This is a genomic window from Rhizomonospora bruguierae (assembly GCF_018397995.1).
Taxonomy (GTDB): domain Bacteria; phylum Actinomycetota; class Actinomycetes; order Mycobacteriales; family Micromonosporaceae; genus Rhizomonospora; species Rhizomonospora bruguierae.
On the sequence record NZ_BBQH01000016.1, the window covers coordinates 141224 to 158178 of the forward strand.

General features: G+C 72.6%; 17 protein-coding genes. 6 read left to right on the forward strand and 11 right to left on the reverse strand.

Translation table 11 applies throughout. The features are described from left to right. Window positions 1-318: 318 nt before the first annotated feature. Window positions 319-1416, reverse strand: a complete 1098-nt coding sequence (locus tag KJS59_RS08260) for a peptidoglycan recognition protein family protein (RefSeq protein ID WP_213451737.1) — start codon at window positions 1414-1416, stop codon at window positions 319-321. Window positions 1417-1539: 123 nt separating this feature from the next. Between KJS59_RS08260 and KJS59_RS08265 the strand changes: the two genes are divergently transcribed. Then, the gene (locus tag KJS59_RS08265) at window positions 1540-2328 is read left to right on the forward strand and encodes a GNAT family N-acetyltransferase (RefSeq protein ID WP_213451738.1); all 789 of its coding nucleotides are present in this window, start codon (window positions 1540-1542) and stop codon (window positions 2326-2328) included. Here KJS59_RS08265 and KJS59_RS08270 read toward each other — a convergent pair. After that, window positions 2321-3271, reverse strand: coding sequence for an FAD-dependent oxidoreductase (locus tag KJS59_RS08270; protein WP_249713974.1), 951 nt, complete (start codon window positions 3269-3271; stop codon window positions 2321-2323). The genes KJS59_RS08265 and KJS59_RS08270 overlap by 8 nt on opposite strands. An 87-nt stretch (window positions 3272-3358) precedes the next feature. Here KJS59_RS08270 and KJS59_RS08275 point away from each other — a divergent pair, with 87 nt between their 5' ends. Together KJS59_RS08275 and KJS59_RS08280 are read left to right on the forward strand one after the other, a co-directional pair. Further along, window positions 3359-4327 (forward strand): SCO2521 family protein, encoded by a 969-nt coding sequence (locus tag KJS59_RS08275; protein WP_213451739.1) that lies wholly within the window; start codon window positions 3359-3361, stop codon window positions 4325-4327. Then, complete coding sequence (locus KJS59_RS08280; protein WP_213451740.1) at window positions 4324-5316, forward strand: phosphatidylserine/phosphatidylglycerophosphate/cardiolipin synthase family protein; 993 nt, start codon at window positions 4324-4326, stop codon at window positions 5314-5316. The genes KJS59_RS08275 and KJS59_RS08280 overlap by 4 nt, the downstream gene beginning before the upstream one ends. Window positions 5317-5337: 21 nt before the next feature. Here the strand turns inward: KJS59_RS08280 and KJS59_RS08285 are convergent, their stop codons facing one another. The 7 genes from KJS59_RS08285 to KJS59_RS08315 all read right to left on the reverse strand — a co-directional run bounded on the left by KJS59_RS08285 (window position 5338) and on the right by KJS59_RS08315 (window position 13513). After that, window positions 5338-6309, reverse strand: coding sequence for an SCO2522 family protein (locus KJS59_RS08285; RefSeq protein ID WP_249713975.1), 972 nt, complete (start codon window positions 6307-6309; stop codon window positions 5338-5340). 2 nt (window positions 6310-6311) lie between these two features. After that, a complete protein-coding gene (locus KJS59_RS08290; protein ID WP_213451742.1) occupies window positions 6312-7229 on the reverse strand; it encodes an SCO2523 family variant P-loop protein in 918 nt (305 codons plus the stop codon). Beyond that, the gene (locus KJS59_RS08295) at window positions 7229-9013 is read right to left on the reverse strand and encodes an SCO2524 family protein (protein WP_249713976.1); all 1785 of its coding nucleotides are present in this window, start codon (window positions 9011-9013) and stop codon (window positions 7229-7231) included. The genes KJS59_RS08290 and KJS59_RS08295 overlap by 1 nt, the downstream gene beginning before the upstream one ends. A 66-nt stretch (window positions 9014-9079) precedes the next feature. Continuing rightward, on the reverse strand, window positions 9080-9880 hold the full coding sequence (locus tag KJS59_RS08300) for an SCO2525 family SAM-dependent methyltransferase (RefSeq protein ID WP_213451744.1): 801 nt from the start codon (window positions 9878-9880) through the stop codon (window positions 9080-9082). A 275-nt stretch (window positions 9881-10155) separates the two neighbouring features. Further along, a complete protein-coding gene (locus KJS59_RS08305; RefSeq protein WP_213451745.1) occupies window positions 10156-10905 on the reverse strand; it encodes a succinate dehydrogenase/fumarate reductase iron-sulfur subunit in 750 nt (249 codons plus the stop codon). Then, on the reverse strand, window positions 10902-12866 hold the full coding sequence (locus tag KJS59_RS08310) for a fumarate reductase/succinate dehydrogenase flavoprotein subunit (protein ID WP_213451746.1): 1965 nt from the start codon (window positions 12864-12866) through the stop codon (window positions 10902-10904). The genes KJS59_RS08305 and KJS59_RS08310 overlap by 4 nt, the downstream gene beginning before the upstream one ends. Then, the gene (locus KJS59_RS08315) at window positions 12863-13513 is read right to left on the reverse strand and encodes a succinate dehydrogenase cytochrome b subunit (protein WP_283775754.1); all 651 of its coding nucleotides are present in this window, start codon (window positions 13511-13513) and stop codon (window positions 12863-12865) included. Before KJS59_RS08315 ends, KJS59_RS08310 begins: the two co-directional genes overlap by 4 nt. A 137-nt stretch (window positions 13514-13650) precedes the next feature. Between KJS59_RS08315 and KJS59_RS08320 the strand changes: the two genes are divergently transcribed. Continuing rightward, window positions 13651-14586, forward strand: a complete 936-nt coding sequence (locus tag KJS59_RS08320) for a LysR family transcriptional regulator (RefSeq protein ID WP_213451748.1) — start codon at window positions 13651-13653, stop codon at window positions 14584-14586. 21 nt (window positions 14587-14607) lie between these two features. On the opposite strand, the gene KJS59_RS08325 is transcribed toward KJS59_RS08320, so the two are convergent. After that, complete coding sequence (locus KJS59_RS08325; protein ID WP_213451749.1) at window positions 14608-14832, reverse strand: hypothetical protein; 225 nt, start codon at window positions 14830-14832, stop codon at window positions 14608-14610. A gap of 76 nt (window positions 14833-14908) precedes the next feature. Here KJS59_RS08325 and KJS59_RS08330 point away from each other — a divergent pair, with 76 nt between their 5' ends. Beyond that, the gene (locus KJS59_RS08330; protein WP_213451750.1) at window positions 14909-15541 is read left to right on the forward strand and encodes an acetoacetate decarboxylase family protein; all 633 of its coding nucleotides are present in this window, start codon (window positions 14909-14911) and stop codon (window positions 15539-15541) included. A gap of 87 nt (window positions 15542-15628) precedes the next feature. Then, complete coding sequence (locus tag KJS59_RS08335; RefSeq protein WP_213451751.1) at window positions 15629-16477, forward strand: metallophosphoesterase; 849 nt, start codon at window positions 15629-15631, stop codon at window positions 16475-16477. Here the strand turns inward: KJS59_RS08335 and KJS59_RS08340 are convergent. Continuing rightward, window positions 16430-16897 (reverse strand): DUF6098 family protein, encoded by a 468-nt coding sequence (locus KJS59_RS08340; protein WP_249713985.1) that lies wholly within the window; start codon window positions 16895-16897, stop codon window positions 16430-16432. The genes KJS59_RS08335 and KJS59_RS08340 overlap by 48 nt on opposite strands. Between the last annotated feature and the right edge of the window lie 58 nt (window positions 16898-16955).

A 16955-nucleotide genomic window follows, 5' to 3' on the forward strand; every position in this document is an offset into this window, starting at 1 on the left:
TTGTGCACTACTGACCCGTCAATCAGCAACTTTAGCCCGTTCTTCCGCCCGGTTCGGCGGCGCCGGAAATGGGGATCATCCGCCGGCCGGGCGCCCCGACCCCGGGCGCGGGTAGATCAGCCACGGCGCCGCGAGGCGCACCGCATAGAAGGCGATAAAGGCGGCGTACGCGCCCCCGCCGCGCCCGGAAGATGGCCGGAATCGTCTTGTCCGGGGAGCCGTTGCCGATTCAGCGGGCCGAGGAATGCCCGGTAGACCGGGGGGTGCGGGTGCCCGACCTACCGGATCCGCGCCGGCGCGGCGGGGCCGAGGTGCCCGTCACCTGAACGATTCGCGCACCACCCCGCCCACGGCGGCGCACCACGTGCTCGCCGTCAGCTTCCCGTTCGGGGTCAGGCCGTGCAGCCGCTGGAGATCCTGCACGGCCTTCTTCGTGGGCTGGTCGTACGCCCCGGTGATCGAGACGTCCCGCCATCCCTTGTGGAGCAGGATGTACTGCAGGGCGCTCACCGGGGGCGTGCCCGCCACCAGGGTCTCCCACGTCTGCGCGGTGAATGTGGCGTCGACGTCCACCGGGAGCCCGTTGCGGGCCTGCCAGTCCTGCACGGCGGCGACCGTGTCCGCGCCGAACTGCCCGTTGACGGCCAGCGGGTAGCCCCGCGCCACGAGCAGATACTGCCCGACCTGCACCACCGGGCCGCTGACGAACTTCCAGGTGTCCGGCCACCGGCGCGGCGGCGCCTGGCCGGCCGGCATCTTCAGCCCTTCGGCCACCGCCCGCCGCAGCATCGGGAACTGCCGGTAGAACGCCTCGCCGGGGCACTGCGTCTCGATGAAGTCCCAGTGCCCGAAAATGTCGTACGCGTGCAGCCCGTACCGGCGGCAGACCGCCACGCACAGCTTCGTCAGCGCCGCGAGCAGCGCCGCCGGGGGCGTCTCGGTGAGGTAGATGCCCTCGTTCTCGATGCCGATCGCGTTGCCGTTCTCGCCCGGGCAGTGCGCGCCGATCATCTGGTGCTCCCCGCCCGCCAGCGCGGCCAGGCTGCCCCGCCGCCCCTCGAGCACGTAACCGCCGCGGCTGACCGTGAAGTGCTGCCCGGTGTCCGACCAGCCGTTGCCGTCGATGTGCAGGTCCTGGATGTCCCGGGCCAGCCACACCGCCTGCTCGCGCGAGTAGTCGGTGCTGTTCGGGTACGCGGTGTGGTGCACGATGATCTTGTTGGTGACGTTGCCGCTGAGCTGTAGCGGCGCGGCCGGCGGCCGGGCGCCCCAGGAGTCGCAGTCGATGATCCACGGGAAATCGGCGCTGGGCGTCGCGCCAGCCGGGCCGGTGCCGGCCAGTTCGGTGCCGACCATGGCGACGGCGGCGGCGCCGAGGCCCGCCTTGAGCAGGGTTCGGCGGTCGAGCTCGGGCATGGGGGTTCCCTTCCGCGCAAGAATCCTTCGATATTGAATGCTTTGGCGAAGAATATTGCCTTCGATGTCCAGGCGCTAGGCTAAGGCCACTCGACCTGGGTCGACCCGAGCGAGGGGTGGGCGATGGACGGCGTGGGGATCCGGTCACCGCTGCGCGTCGCCGAGCTGACCGCGATCGGCGAGCACCAGGCGGCCGCCGCGCTGCTGACCCGCATCTGGCAGGCCGCCTCCCCGGCGCAACTGGTCAGCGCCGACCTGATGCGCGCCCTGGCCCACTCGGGCAACTACGTCGCCGGCGCCTACCAGGGCAACCGCCTGGTCGGCGCCGCGATCGCCTTCTTCGGCGCCGACCACCTCCACTCCCACATCACCGGCGTGGACCCCGGCTGCCAGCGCCTCGGCGTCGGCGGCGCCCTCAAGCAGCACCAGCGCGCGTGGGCGCACCGGCGCGGCCTGGCCGAGATCCGGTGGACCTTCGACCCGCTCGTGCGCCGCAACGCCCGGTTCAACCTGCTCACGCTCGGCGCGGTCGTCCGGGCCTACCTGCCGGACTTCTACGGCGACCTGGCCGACGCGGTGAACCAGGGCGACGCGTCCGACCGCCTGTACGTGGCGTGGGACGTCCGCGACGCCGCCCCACGCCCGCCGGACACCCTCACCGGCGCCCGGGTCATCCTGGACGACCTGCACGAGCGCCCGGTCTCGCTGGCCGAGCGCGGCGGCGACCGGGTGGCCGTCGCCGTACCGGCCGATGTGGAGGCCCTGCGCCGGCGCGACCCCAGGGTCGCCGCGTGGTGGCGGCAGGAGGTCCGCACCGCCCTCGGCGGCGCCCTCGCCGACGGCTACCGCGTCATCGGTTTCACCGCCGGCGGTCAGTACCTGCTCAGCCGGTGGCGCCCGCCGTCTACCTGAGAACCTCTCCCGCCAGGCTCGCCACATCGGACGCACAGCCCCAGGAGAGCGTGATGCCGGCGCCCCCGTGGCCGTAGTTGTGCACCACGTGCCCGGCGTCGAGCGGCTCCCGCTCCAGCCGCACGCTGGCCCGGCTCGGCCGCAGCCCGACCCGGTGCTCCAGCACCCGGGCCCGCCCCACGCGCGGGTCGATCGCCGCGCACCGGCTGCGGATAGCGTCCGCCACGCGCCGGTCGGGCACCAGGTCGGTGCGGCCGGGCTCGGCGCTGCCACCCAGCACGAGACGGTCGCCGTGCGGCATGAAGTACACCGGCGTCTCGGACTCGTCGTGCTCGGTGAAGAACTCCTCGATGCCGGGGTTCTCCACGACCACGATCTGCCCCCGGGTCGGGCTGACCGCGTCGTCCGGGACGAGAGCGCGGGCGGCCACGCCGGTGCAGTTGACCACGACGGGGGCCGCCGACAGCGGCTCGGTGAACGACCGGACCGCCCGCCGGCGCACCGGTACGCCGTGCTTGGCGAGATCGTCGACCAGCGCCCGCAGGTGCGCCGGCATATCGATCATCGGCGCCCGGTACCGCCAGCCGACCGCGTACGGGCTGGGCACCTCGGCGTCGTGGCAGCCGCGGTAGTCGGGCAGCCCGCGCATCCACAATGGCGCCTCCAGCGCCGATCGGGAGACCTCCCGCCCGGCGACCTGGCGCACCCCCTGCTCCTCGGTGCGGCCCAGCAGCCAGCGGTAGGTGGCCCGGCTCCACCCGACCACGCGGGCGTCATCCACCAGGTACGGCGCCCACATCGCCGCGGCGGCGCAGGAGGTGCTCTCCAGCGGTAGATCCTGGGTCCACACCTCGACACCGAGATCGGCCGTGGCCAGCGCCAGGGCGCTCGTCAGGCCGGAGACGCCCGCGCCCAGCACGATGACATCGGGGCGACCGGGCACCTTTCGACAGTAGGCTATCTCGGTCATCATGTGAATACGTTCGGTGCGATTGGCATCGACGGTAGTCGTATCCGTGGGGGAGGCCGGATGGCCGGCGGTACGGTGGTGGTCCTCGGCGAGGTCCACACGGGTCTCGTGCAGCACTCCGGCGAGTTGCCGCCGGCGCAGTGCGAACGGGTCCTCCGGTTGCTGGAAGGGGAGCGGGTGCACGGCTTCCAGCGCCCCATCGCGTACGCCGTGTCGCCGCCGGTGCTGACCGGGGTCGACTGCTCCCTGGCGACCGGGTCGGGGGCCACCCCGCGCGGCGTCGGCAGCGTCGAGGCGCGGGCCGGCATCACCGGCGGCCGGGTGCTCCAGGGGCGGGCGGTCGCCGCCGTCGTGCGCGCGACCGCGACACGACGGTTGCCCTGGGCGCACTACCTGGCCCGTCCCGGCCGGGTGGAGGCGATCGGCCGGTGCACCCCCGAGGCCCTCGCCACGGGCTTCCTCGCCGCGCCGGCCGCACCCTCCACACTCGATCTGACCGCGATCGCCGGCCGGATCGTGGACGAGGTGCAGGCGTCGCCCGTCCTCGACCGGCGGCCCCCGCTTCGCGTCGCCCGGACCCGGCTGCGCTGGGCGGTGGAGGTGACGGACGCGGCCGAGCCGGAACTCGTGCGGTTGGCGGTCGAGCCGAACCACCGGCGGACCGTCCTGATGCGCGCACCGGGCGCGCTGCTGGGGTCGATCGCCGAGTTCTGCGCCGACCTGGCCCTGCACGACTGGCTGCTGACCACCCTGCTCGGCGTGGTGGAGCGCAGCCGGATGGGCGCCGGCCACGGCTCCGAGGTCGTGGAACGGCTACGTCCGGCCGTGCAGCACCTGTTGCACCTGTGGATGCCCGTACCCCGCGCCGACCCGGTCGCCCGGGCGCTCTGGGTCACCGTGGAGCGCCTGGCCGGGGTGGAGCGGCAGTGGGAGGCCACCCGGGACCGCATCCGCGACCAGGTTGCCCTCAGCAACCTCACGCTCCTCATGGGTGGCGTGGCGGCCGGGGCGACGGGGGTGGGCAGGTGAGCAGGGCGATCGGCGAGACCATGCAGACGATGGCGAGCCGGGCCCGGCTGTTCCGCAAGATCATGGTGTCGCTGGCGATCGGCACGCTCGCCTACGTGATCACCAACCTGCTTGCCGAGACCGCCGACGAGCCCCAGCTCATCGGGTTGACGCTGTCGGTCTTCATCGGTGGCGCCACCCTGGTCATCCAGGTGCTGGTCGACTTCGAACGCCGGTTGGTCGGCGTCGAGGACTCGCACGAGTCACACGCCGAGCACATGGAGGATCTGGTCAAGGCCGGCTTCGCGAAGATCAACGAGGCGACCGAGCTGTTCAGCCTGGTGGAGGCGTCCGCGCTGCACACCGACGTGGTGCTGGAACTGGTCCGGCACTCCACCCAGATCAAGGCGAGCGCCCCCCGGCTGGTGCTGGCGTTCGCCCAGGCCGAGATCGGCCGCACCTCCCAGTTCGTCAAGGAACTCAGCGAGGGCAGCAACGTCAGCTACGACGGCGAGGACCGGGACTGGATGCTCGCCCTGGCCCGCAACGTCCAGTCCAGCATCGACGCCACGAGCCTCAGCACGGTGGACGCGGGCGGCCGGGGCTGGATCGACGAGGGGCTCTGGCACAGCGACCTCGGCCAGCGGTACCTGGAGGTACAGCGGCAGGCCATCGAGAACGGGGTGCGGATCCGCCGGGCATTCATCATCGACCAGTCGGAGCTGGCCACCGACCCCGGGTTCCTGGAGATCTGCCGGGTTCAGCGGGAGGTCGGCATCGAGGTGCGCATCCTCGACTCGTCCGCGATGCCGGGGCTGCGCCGCACCTCCCTGTTCGACTTCATCCTCTTCGACGACGTGGTCAGCTACGAGGTGACCCCGGCGACCCTGGCCGCCGGCAGCGTGCGCCGGGCCATCGTGAATACCCGGATCGAGCTGCGCCCGGAACGCGTCCGCGACCGGATCCAGCGGTTCAAGGACCTGTGGGCGCTGGCCCACGAGCCCGAGTGAGCACCGTGGACGGTCCGCGGCTCACCCCGTGAAGACGTAGTCGATCCGGCCGCCCGGCTCCCGGTCCAGGTCCAGGCCCTCACCCCGGGCCCGGTCGATCACCTGGTCCACCACCGCATCCTCCGGGGCCACCTGCTCCAGGATCGTGCGGACCGCGTGCTCGGTGGTCAGGAACCGGCGGGGCAGGATCGACAGCGACCGGTACGCGGTGAACGGCGCCGCCTGCGGGTTCAGGCGGATGACCGCGGGGAGTTCGTCCCACCGCTCGGGGAGCGCACCCGACCACTCCTGCGGCGTGGCCACCACCTCGCCGCCGTGACGCAGCATGCCCAGGCGCAGCAACTGCCACACCGAGGCCAGGAACGCGCAGGACCACAGCCGCTCCTCGGCGCGGCCGTTGCCGGCCCGGCTCCACAGTTCCACGTCCACGAAGACCGAGTGCCGGTTGGCGGCGTTCTGCACCGGCGGCGCCCACGCGGGCGCGGTGTCCATCGCCGCGGCGGAGCGCACGCTCGGCGAGCGCTGCCCGTTGCTCAGCCAGCCGGTCTCGGCCAGCGTCGGCCGCCCGCCGGTGGTGCGCGGCGGCGGGTCGGCGACGATCCGCTCCTCGACCAGCCGGGCCAGCGGCGCCCCGTCGGCGTTCGCGCAGGCCGCCTCCCGGGCCAGGTAGTCGATGCGCAGGCCAGCCTCCTCCGCGGCCGCCAGCAGCGGCGGGATGATCTCGGTGGGCGGGGTGGTGGGGCCGAAGTAGTCGTCGATCAGGAAGCAGGTGCTGATCCGCGGAGTACGCCTGCCCAGGTCGGCGGCGGCGATCCCGCGGGCCGCCGCCGCCCACGGCGCCACGGTCCGGAAGTGCCGCAGCAGCGTGTCCGGGCCGGTCAGGAAATCCTCGAAGTACAGGTGCCCCAGCTCGACCGACAGGTGAGCCAGCGGCACCGATCGAACCCGCCGCCGCTCCGCCGACTCGGCGAAGATCGCCTCCGGGGGCGCCACCGCTACAACCCTTCCCATGCGGCGTCGTCCACCAGCCGCTCGGCCAACCCGTCGAACGCCTCGGCCGTGGCCCGGTTCGCGATCTGGGTCAGCGCCACGTCGTCGTCCGAGATCAGTTGCTCGCGCCACTGCAGCACCGGGTCCAGCGGGACGCTGCCCAGCGTGGCGGTGCGGCCGATCCGGTGCCGGCCGGCGAGCCGCTGGAGGGCGGCGTTGCAGTCCCGCAGCCACGCCACCTGGGCGGCGCGCAGGCCGGCCAGCTCGGCCGAATTGGGGTCCACGACGGCGGTGCGGACGAACCGGATCGCGTTGCTCAGCCGCTCCCGGTCGTGACCCCGCACGGTCCCGGTGTCGAGGATGCCGCGGTCGCCGAAGACCAGGTCGGCGGCGGCGATGATGTGCTGCCGGGTCCACCGGTGGAACACCAGCCATCGGCAGGGCACCGCGGCCAGCTTCGGGTCGGCGGTGGCCGCGAGCACCATGTCGATCGCGTACGACCGGCCGGCGCTGAGGTCCACCAGGCAGAACTCGTACTCCTCGACCATGCGCATGAGCAGCTTCGTGCAGCGCTCCACGATGACGTCGTCGCTGGGGAACTCGCCACCGCCCACGTCGCCCGGGTAGAGCACCAGGCGGCCGGCCCCCGCGGGCTGGCCGCGCAGCGCGTCCCGGTCCGACTCGTACCACACGTCCAGGGCGCGTGGTTCGGCCACCTCACCGAGCAGGAACGAGTGCAGCCCACCACCCTTGATGCCCCACACCGCGTCGTTGATCTCGAAGATCGCCGGCGCCGTCGGCGAGCCGAAGTCGAAGTCGAGGTATGCGGTGTCGCCGCCCTTGAGCGCCCGCCGGTACAGCAGATTACTGCTGGTGACCGAACGCCCGGTGCCACCCTTGTCGGAGGTCGCGAAGATCAGCATCAGGCGGGACCCGTCGCCTTCTGCCGGGCGGCGGCCAGCCGATCCAACTCGCGTAACACCTCGGCGGCGAGCACCGCCGCGGTGCCCGGCCGGTTGCCCATCAGCTCGTGCGCGCGACGCAGCGTGGACCGGGCTCCGTGCAGTGCCGCGCTCATCGCCGGCCCCGCCTCGGCGGAGACGCTCAGCAACTCCTGGTCGAACAGGTGGTCCGCTTCGGCGAGCAGGTCGGTGGCGTAACCGGCGAGCGCCTGGCTGCGCAGCGGCGCCGTGCCGACCAGGCCGGCCGCCGCGATGAGGCTCTCCACCACCCGCTCGGTGTAGTACCAGGACGGCAGCTGGACGTCCTGGTCGGCGGCCGCCCCGGGCGTCTGGTCCCACAGGTGCAGGTACTGCCCGCTGGTGAAGCGCCGGGCGCGCAGGTGTTCCCAGGTCCGGTCGGCGAGGGTGACCACCTGGCCGCGTAGCTCGATGTGACGCAGCAGTTGGGCCACCAGCACGGTCTGCTTGAGCAGCAGCGGCGAGAAGTCCGCCACCAGCCAGTGCAGTCGCTCCCCGCCGGCCGCCTCCGTGCCCTCCAGGGCGAGCCGGAACCCGGGGGAGTGTAGGGCGAGCGCCGGGTCGTTGAACAGCGGGCGGCGGGTGATGCGGGCGCGCTGGGCCAGTTCGGCCAGCACCTCGCCGACCCGTTGCACCTCGGATTCGGTCGGCTGCCCCCGGGTCAGGTCCTGCACCACGATCGAGGTGACCAGCAGGCTCAGGTAGTCGGAGTCCACCTTGTCCACCGTGCGCCACGGCAGGTCCTCCAGCGGCCACCGGCCCGAGCCGAAGCGGCCGACCTTCGACCAGTACGACTGGGTGAGATCCCACCGCAGCTGGAGCGACCGGGACAGCCGGTTCTGCTCCTCGTCGAGCAGGCCGAGCAGGCGGGTGCGCTCGGAGAACAGATTCCGGATGCAGTCCAGCGCCACCACCGTGAAGTACAGGTACGGCGCGGACTGGGCCACCCCGTCGCGCTGCTCGCCCACGTCCGCGGTGGTATCCACCTTCGGCGCGTTCGCCACCAGACCCCAGGACCAGCCGCACTGGAACAGCTTGTTGTCGTTGTCGATGTCGGTGACCTGGCCGCTGCCCAGGGTGATGTCCCGTACCCCCGCCTTGACCTGGCGCAGCTCCCGGTGCAGGGACTCCACCACCTGCCGGGTCGGCAGGCCCTGCTGGTTCACCGTCTCCAGCAGCGCCTGGCCCTCAGGCGATCCGACGTCGAACACGTCGACCGAGAAGCTGCGCAGCAGCCCGACCATCGCCGCGCTGAGCCGGCGGCTGGCCATCGACTCCAGCGCGTCCACCTCGGACACCAGGTCGGGGCGTCGGACCACGGTGCGGAACACGCGGGTGAAGCCGATCGTGGCCAGCGACAGCCGGATCGCGACGGAGAAGGAGTCCACAACGTCGAGGGCACGCTGCGCCGCGGTCGGCGGCACCTGGCTGGCCGCGGCGAAGTAGGTGCCGCCGGAGAACACCGGTGTCTTGCTGTCGTCGGTGTAGGTGCTGAAGTATTCGGTGAGCCGGCGAACCAGCAGCCGCGGGATCTCCACGCTGTCGCCCAGTTCGGCCAGGGCGTCCAGCACGTCATCAGCGGTCTCGTCCGGCTGGTCCAGCTTGAACGACGGGATCTCGGTGGCCGGACCGAGCAGGCAGAGCAACTGCTCGGCGTCGCTGATCGAATTGCGCCCGTGCCGGCCGCCCCACGACCAGCCGCCGGCGGGGACCGCGGAGCGCGCCATCGCGCGCCACACCTCGAGCAGCTGCTGACGCGGTTGAATCCACATGGGCTGGCGCTCACCCACCCGTCAGGCTCGGGTCCTGCCCGCCTTTCCGAGGGCCACGATCATTCCCGCATACCCGTCCCGCAACGGCTTGTGGGAGCGGATCGCGCGAATGTCCAGGTCCTCGACGAGTGGGGCAAGAGTCTCTGCGATGTCGACCTCGTTCACGGCCACGGCCGGGAACCTCAGGCGGTCTACATAATAGCCCGCCGAGTCATGCATGAAGGCCGCCGCGAATGGCGCGCCGGGGCGCAGGGCGCCGATGAAGCGCCCCACCGCCATCTTGAATTCGCTTACTTGATCTGATATGGACTCCGCGACGAAGAACATTGTCGCCAGATCCCACCGGCGTTCGGGTAGCTGGTAGAGGTCGCCCTGCTCGACCCGGCCCTTGTGGAGCAGCGCCTCGCGGGGATCGGATATCCGATCGTAGGCGGGCTTCTCCGAGAGCACCTGCCAATACGCGTCCCAGACGGACGAGTATCCCTTCCGCTGCTCCTGCAGCCACGCCACGTTGGCCGCCCCGCGCTCCAGCAGCGTCAGCTCCCGGCAGAAGGGCACCATGGTCAGGGCCGGGTAGAGGTTCGAACCGGCGCCGACGTCGACCCCGCGCTCGACCGGCCGCTCCGGGTCCAGTACGGCGGAGAAGTAATCCCGCACGGTACGCAGGATTTCAAGATCGTCGTCCCGCAGTTCGGCGTAATTCTGGTGGAAATACCATCGTGGATCGAACCGATCCCACGGGTAGCTGCCGTTCGCCTCGGCCGGTTTGGCCCCGCCGCCGGGCGGCGCGACCGTCACCCCGCGCGTCGGTGTTCTGGGCATCGATCCGGCTCCTCAGCGTGTAGACGGGCCCCTGATGAACCCGCGTGCGGGTTGTGCGAAGTCATGTGACTCCACTCACAGCTTACGTCGGGCTGCCGCCCGGCTCACTGCCGACATGCTCGACAAGCAACGGCCGGTACACCTTCGTGCGGGTGTGTGACGTGCGCAAACGTCGCCGGTCGTGCCCCTTGTGGCCCATGGTGCGCCGGACCACGACGCGAAACCATACTGATCTCCGGTACGGCCGCGCAATGCCCGCCGATTACGGTCCGGGATCACTGCTGGCGACCGCGGACGGCGGCCAGGTAATCCGCGTTGAGTCGCCCGATCGTGGTCAATGGAATCCCCTTGGGGCAGGCGATCGCGCACTCCCCGGTGTTGGTGCAACCACCGAAGCCGGCCGCGTCGTGCGCCTCGATCATGCCGCGCACCCGCTCCGACCGCTCGGGCTGGCCCTGCGGCAGCAGGCCGAGGTGGGTGATCTTCGCGGCGGTGAACAGCATACCGGAGCCGTTCGGGCAGGCGGCCACGCACGCGCCGCAGCCGATGCAGGCGGCCGCCTCGAAGGCGGCGTCCGCGTCGGGCTTGGGTACGGGGGTGGCGTGCGCGTCCGGCGCGCTGCCGGTGGGGGCGCTGATGTAGCCGCCCGCCCGGATGATGCGGTCGAACGCGCCGCGATCCACGACCAGATCCTTCACGACCGGGAAGGCGCGGGCGCGCCACGGCTCGACGTCGATGGTGTCCCCGTCGGAGAAGTGTCGCATGTGGAGCTGACAGGCGGTGGTCGCCGGCTGGGGACCGTGCGGCACGCCGTTGATGACGATTCCGCACATGCCGCAGATGCCCTCCCGGCAGTCGTGGTCGAACGCCACCGGCTCCTCCCCGGCGAGGGTGAGCCGCTCGTTCAGCACGTCGAGCAGTTCCAGGAAGGACATCTCGGGCGACACCTCCTCGACCCGGTAGGTGACCATGCGGCCCCTGGTCTCCGGTCCCGCCTGGCGCCAGACGCGCAGGGTCAGGTTCACCTGTAGCTCCGCTGGGTGGGGTGGACGTACTCGAAGGTCAGGGGCTCCTTGTGCAGCACGGGCAGCGCGTCGGCGCCCGTCCACTCCCAGGCCGCCACGTAGCCGAACCGCTCGTCGTCGCGCCGGGCCTCGCCGTCCGGGGTCTGACTCTCGGCGCGGAAGTGCCCGCCGCAGGACTCGGTGCGGTGCAGCGCGTCGACGCACATCAGCTCGGCCAGTTCGAGGAAGTCGGCGACCCGCCCGGCCCGCTCCAGCGCCTGGTTCAGCCCCTCGGTGGAGTCTGGACCGCGGCCGCCCGGAACCTTGACCCGCCGCCAGAACTCCTCGCGCAGTCCCCGGATCAGGCCGACGGCCTTGCGCAGCCCCTCCTCGGTGCGCTCCATGCCGCAGTACTCCCACATGATCCGGCCGAGTTCGCGGTGGAACGAGTCGACCGTGCGGTCACCGTCGACGGCCAGCAGCCGGGCGATGCGCTCCCGCACCCGGGTGCGTGCCGCCACGGCGGCCGGGTGGGTGACGTCCAACTTCTCGAACGGGCCGGCGGCCAGGTAGTCGCCGATGGTGTTGGGCAGCACGAAGTAGCCGTCCGCGAGCCCCTGCATCAGCGCGGACGCCCCGAGCCGGTTGGCGCCGTGATCGGAGAAGTTCGCCTCCCCGATCACGAACAGCCCCGGGATCGTGGACTGGAGGTCGTAGTCCACCCAGAGCCCGCCCATCGTGTAGTGCACCGCCGGGTAGATGCGCATGGGCACCCGGTACGGGTCCTCGCCGGTGATCCGCTCGTACATCTCGAAGAGATTGCCGTACCTGGCCTCGATGGCGGGGCGGCCGAGGCGGGCGATGGCGTCGGCGAAGTCCAGGTAGACGCCGAGGCCGCCGGGGCCCACGCCGTGCCCGGAGTCGCAGACGTTCTTCGCGGCCCGGGACGCGATGTCGCGCGGCACCAGGTTGCCGAACGCCGGGTAGATCCGCTCCAGGTAGTAGTCGCGCTCGTCCTCGGGGATGTCACCGGGCGCCCGGGTGTCGCCCGCCCGCTTCGGTACCCACACCCGCCCGTCGTTACGCAGCGACTCGCTCATCAGCGTCAGCTTGGACTGATGGTCGCCGGAGACCGGGATGCACGTGGGGTGGATCTGCGTGAAGCACGGGTTGGCGAACAGGGCGCCCGCGCGGTGCGCCCGCCAGGTCGCCGTCACGTTGCAGCCCTTGGCGTTCGTGGACAGGAAGAACACGTTGCCGTACCCGCCGGAGGCGAGCACGACGGCGTCCGCGAACTCGGTGGTGATCTCGCCGGTGACCAGGTCCCGCACGACGATGCCGCGGGCCCGGCCGGCCACCACGATCAGCTCCAGCATCTCGTGGCGGGCGTTCATCCGGACCGTGCCGGCCGCGACCTGCCGTTCCAGGGCCTGGTACGCGCCGAGCAGCAGTTGCTGTCCGGTCTGGCCGCGGGCGTAGAAGGTGCGGGACACCTGGGCGCCGCCGAACGAGCGGGTGTCCAGCAGGCCGCCGTACTCGCGGGCGAACGGTACGCCCTGCGCCACGCACTGATCGATGATCTCCACGGAGACCTGCGCCAGCCGGTGCACGTTGGACTCGCGGGACCGGAAGTCGCCGCCCTTGACCGTGTCGTAGAACAGCCGGTGGATCGAGTCGCCGTCGTTGCGGTAGTTCTTGGCGGCGTTGATCCCGCCCTGGGCGGCGATGGAGTGCGCCCGGCGGGGGCTGTCCTGGTAGCAGTACGACTTGACCCGGTAGCCCAGTTCGCCGAGGGTGGCCGCGGCCGAACCGCCGGCCAGCCCGGTGCCGACCACGATCACCGTCAGCCCGCGCCGGTTGGCCGGGTTGACCAGCTTGGCGCCGAACCGGCGGCGGTCCCAGCGGGTCTCGATCGGCCCGTCCGGCGCCGTGGTGTCGGCGATCTCGTCGCCCTCGCGGTAGAGGGGCTGACCCTGATTCATCGCACCACCCCGGTGAGAACGGCGAACGGCACGGCCAGATAGCCGCCGCAGAGCAGCACGGACAGGGCGAGGGCGAAGGCCCGGGCCCGCCGTTCCCCGCGGGAGGTCTGCTGGCCGAGCGTGCGCAGCGCGCTGTAGACGCCGTGCCGCAGGTGGAACCCGATCGCCACGACGGCGAGGCCGTAGAACAGCGTGACGTACCAGCGGCCCGGGGCGAAGTCCGCGACCACGGTGGCGTACGGGTTCGCCGGGTCGGCGACCGGGTTCAGGTGGCCGGTGGTCAGGTCGAGGATGTGGTAGATCACGAAGAGCACGATGATCACGCCGCCCCAGCGCATCGTGCGGGCCGCGTAGCTGCCCCGTACCGGCCTGCGGTGCGCATACCGGACCGGCCGCGCCCGGCGGGCGCGGAGCGTGAGCGCGGTCGCCGCCCAGATGTGCCCGCCGACCGCGAGCAGCAGCACCACCCGCTGGATCCACAGGTACGCGGTCTGCGGGAGCACCGGGTCGCCGAGTCGGCGCAGCCACTGGGCGTACTCGCCGAACGCGCTCGCCCCGGCGAACACCTTCAGGTTGCCGAGCATGTGGGCGACGAGGAACAGCACCAGGAGGATGCCGGTCGCCGCCATCACCACCTTCTGCCCCACGGTGGAGGGCCCTTTGGCCCTGGCGTTCTGGGCCGGGGTCGGTCTGGCTCGGGTCAGTAGCGCCACGCACAGAGAGTGGCCCGGCCGGTCACAAGTCGTCCAATGCATGAAGGTCGCAGTGTTGATAGCAGTAGGCTATGACGGTGCGCTTCCAGCAGCTCCGGTACTTCGTCGCCGTGGCGGAAACCCGGCATTTCACCCAAGCGGCGGCTCGCGTGGGCATCACGCAGCCGTCCCTCAGTAAGCAGATTCACAGCCTGGAGGCGGAGCTGGGCACCGCACTGTTCGAGCGGGTGCCCGGCGACACCGCGCTGACCGCCGCTGGCGAGGCACTCCTGCCGCTGGCCCGCCGGATCGTCGCCGACGTGGAGACCGCCCGCCGGGAGGTGCAGGAACTCGTCGGGCTGCGCCGGGGGCGGGTCCGGCTGGGTGCCACCCCGAGCCTGTGCGTGTCGCTGGTCCCGCGGCTGCTGCGCCGGTACCACGACGCGTACCCCCGCATCGACCTGGTGGTGGAGGAGAGCGGCTCGAAGGATCTGATCCGCGCCCTGACCCGCGGCGAGCTTGACCTGGCGCTCGTGGTGGTCCCCGCCGACGGCGTGGACCCCGCGCTGCGGGCCGAGCCGATCCTGCGGGAGAGCCTCGTGGTCGCCTCGGTCGACCCCCTGCCGGACGCGCTGCCCGGTGCGCCCATCCCCATCACCGGCCTGCGGGGCCTACCGATGGTCATGTTCCGGACCGGCTACGACCTGCGCGACGCCACGCTGGAGGCGTGCCGGCGCGCCGGCTTCACCCCCCGACTGGCGGTCGAGGGCGGCGAGATGGACGCGGTGCTGAGTTTCGTCGAGGAGGGGCTCGGCGTGGCGCTGGTCCCCGGCATCGTGGTCGCCGGCCGCCCGCGCCTGCACGCGACGCCACTGGCGCCGCCCGGCATGTTCCGCACGATCGCGCTCGCGCACCGCCGCGAGGTGGTGCCCACCAACGCCGCGCAGGCACTGGCGGACACCCTGGCCGCCCTCCTCGCGCAGGTGCCGCTCCCGCCGGGGGTCGAACCGCTCCCGGCGGCCGGCTAACCGCCGCCTCCCGACCCCGGCTCAGCCGGCGGCGCGGATCTGGTCGGAGCCCTCGCGCTCCTGCTCGGCCTGCTCGTCGGCCGAGGGCTGCCCCGGCGCCTCGGGGCTGGGCCGGTGGACCTCCTCCTCGTTGCCGGCCAGCCCGGCCGCGCCGCTCTCCAGCACGTCCACCGGCAGGTTCTCGTCGGGGACCGCGATCTCCTCGGCCTCGTCGTCCTCTCGCGTGTCCCTGTCCCGCGCGTCCATCGGATCACCCCCATCGAGTCGGTCCTGCCCTGCGTTACCCAGTCCGTCCCCATCCACACCCGGCTACCGTCGGACCGTGAGCGCCTACCCGCCCTCGCCGTGGCGGCTGCGCGGCCAGCTGTACCTGTCGGTGTGGCTGGTACCCGCGGCCGCGCTGCGCCCGCTGCCGCCGGAGCTGGCGGCCACCCACCACCCGGTCGTGCTCGGCGGCCGGGCCGTCGTGGGCGCCGCCTGGGTCCGGTACGGGCCGGGCGGGGTGCTCGAGTACCGCGAGTTGCTTTCGGCGGTCCTGGTCCGCGCGGGTGCCCGGCCGGCGGCGAGCATTGTGGACATCTGGGTCGACAGCGACGCGTCCCTGGCCGGGGGGCGCGAGCTGTGGGGGATACCCAAGCGGAGGGCCGCGTTCGGGTTCATCCCCGATCCGCCCGCCGCCGCCCTCGATCTGACCGCGCACGACGGCGACGGCCCGCTGGCCGCGGCGTCCGTCGACGTCGGGCGGGGCCTGCCGCTCCGCCTGCCATTCCGGTTCCCGGTCGTCCAGGCGCGGTCGGGGCACCCGCTGGCCACCCCGGTACGGGGCAGTACCCGCGCCCGCCTGGCCCGGTCGCGCTGGCAACCGGAGCCGTCCGGCCGGTTGGGGTACCTCGCGGGCCGCCGGCCCCTGCTCACCCTGGCGCTCACCGACTTCCGCATGACGGTCGGCCGCTGAGGTCGCGGCCCGGCGGGATCACCGGGCGGAGCGGGCCGGACCGGGTTCCGCCGCAGGTGGCCGCGCGGCGCGGGTAGAGTCCGGCCAGTGACAAGATCGGGGCCCGCGCTGTACGCGGTGTCCGACGTCCACGGCCACCGGGCGCAGTTGCGCGAGGCGCTGCGGGAGGCGGGGCTGGTCGACGGGGCCGGCCACTGGTCCGGGGGCGACGCCCGGCTGTGGTTCCTCGGCGACTACGTGGACCGGGGGCCGGACGGCATCGGGGTCATCGACGACGTGCGCGCCCTCGCCCGGGAGGCGGCCGCGGCCGGCGGGGCGGTCGGCGCGCTGCTGGGCAACCACGAGGTGGTCATGCTGGCGGCGCGCCGCTTCGGTGCCGCGGACGTGCCCGGCTGGAACCGCCCCGGCGGCTTCCGGACCACCCGCAACCGCTACGGCGGCCGGCTGCGGGACATGCATGCGCTGACGCCCGAGCACGAGCGGTGGATCGAGGGACTACCGGCGGTCGCGGTGGTTGACGGATTTCTGTTGGTGCACGCGGACACACCCCGCTACCTGGAGATCGGCGACACCGTCGAGGCGGTCAACCGGGCCGTCGCGGCGGACCTGACCAGCCCGGACGCGCAGCGCTGGCGCCTGCTGGCCAGCCGGCTGAACGCCCGCGCCGGCTTCCGCGCCGCGGACCCGCCCGGCCCGGACGACGCCGTGGCGCGGATGCTCGGCGCGTTCGGCGCGCGGGTGCTGGTACACGGGCACAGCACGCTGCCGGGCCAGTTCGGGGTGCCGCCGAGCCAGGTGCGCGAGCCGCTCCGGTACGCCGGCGCGCGGGTGCTGGCCATCGACGGCGGCGCCTACGAGGGCGGCCGGATCCTGGTCGCGGAGCTGTCCTCAGGTGGCCTGGAGGCCGGTGCGGTGCAGGGGTCCCCACTCGGGTGAGCGCTGCTCCCGGACCACCTTCTCGCACTGCCGCAGCGCCTCGTCGGAGACCCAGGCGATCGGCCGGCGGCAGACCACCAGCGGCTCGTTGTCCGGGCCGCGGCCGCACTCCTCGCCGACCAGCGCCCACGGGCGCACGGCGGGGCCGTGCAGGTCGCGCATGTGCCGGTAGTCGTAGAGGCGGCGGGCCACCCACAGCCGGGTGGAGCGCCCGCCCCACCACGGCTCCACCCGCAGCGAGTTGGCGGACAGGCCGGGCAGTTCGATGCCGGTGAGCGCGTCCCGGCTGCGCTGGTCCGTGTTCAGCCCGTCCGGCAGGTCCACCTCGGGTCCGCGGGACCACCGCACGTACAGTTCCGCGCCGCGGTCGTCGCGGTCGAGGAGGGCGGCCAACTGGGCCAGGTCGTCGATCGTGGGCATCGGCACGCGGCCCTTATTGCCCACTTCGACCCGGATCATTCGGCCCGGCCGCGCGGTG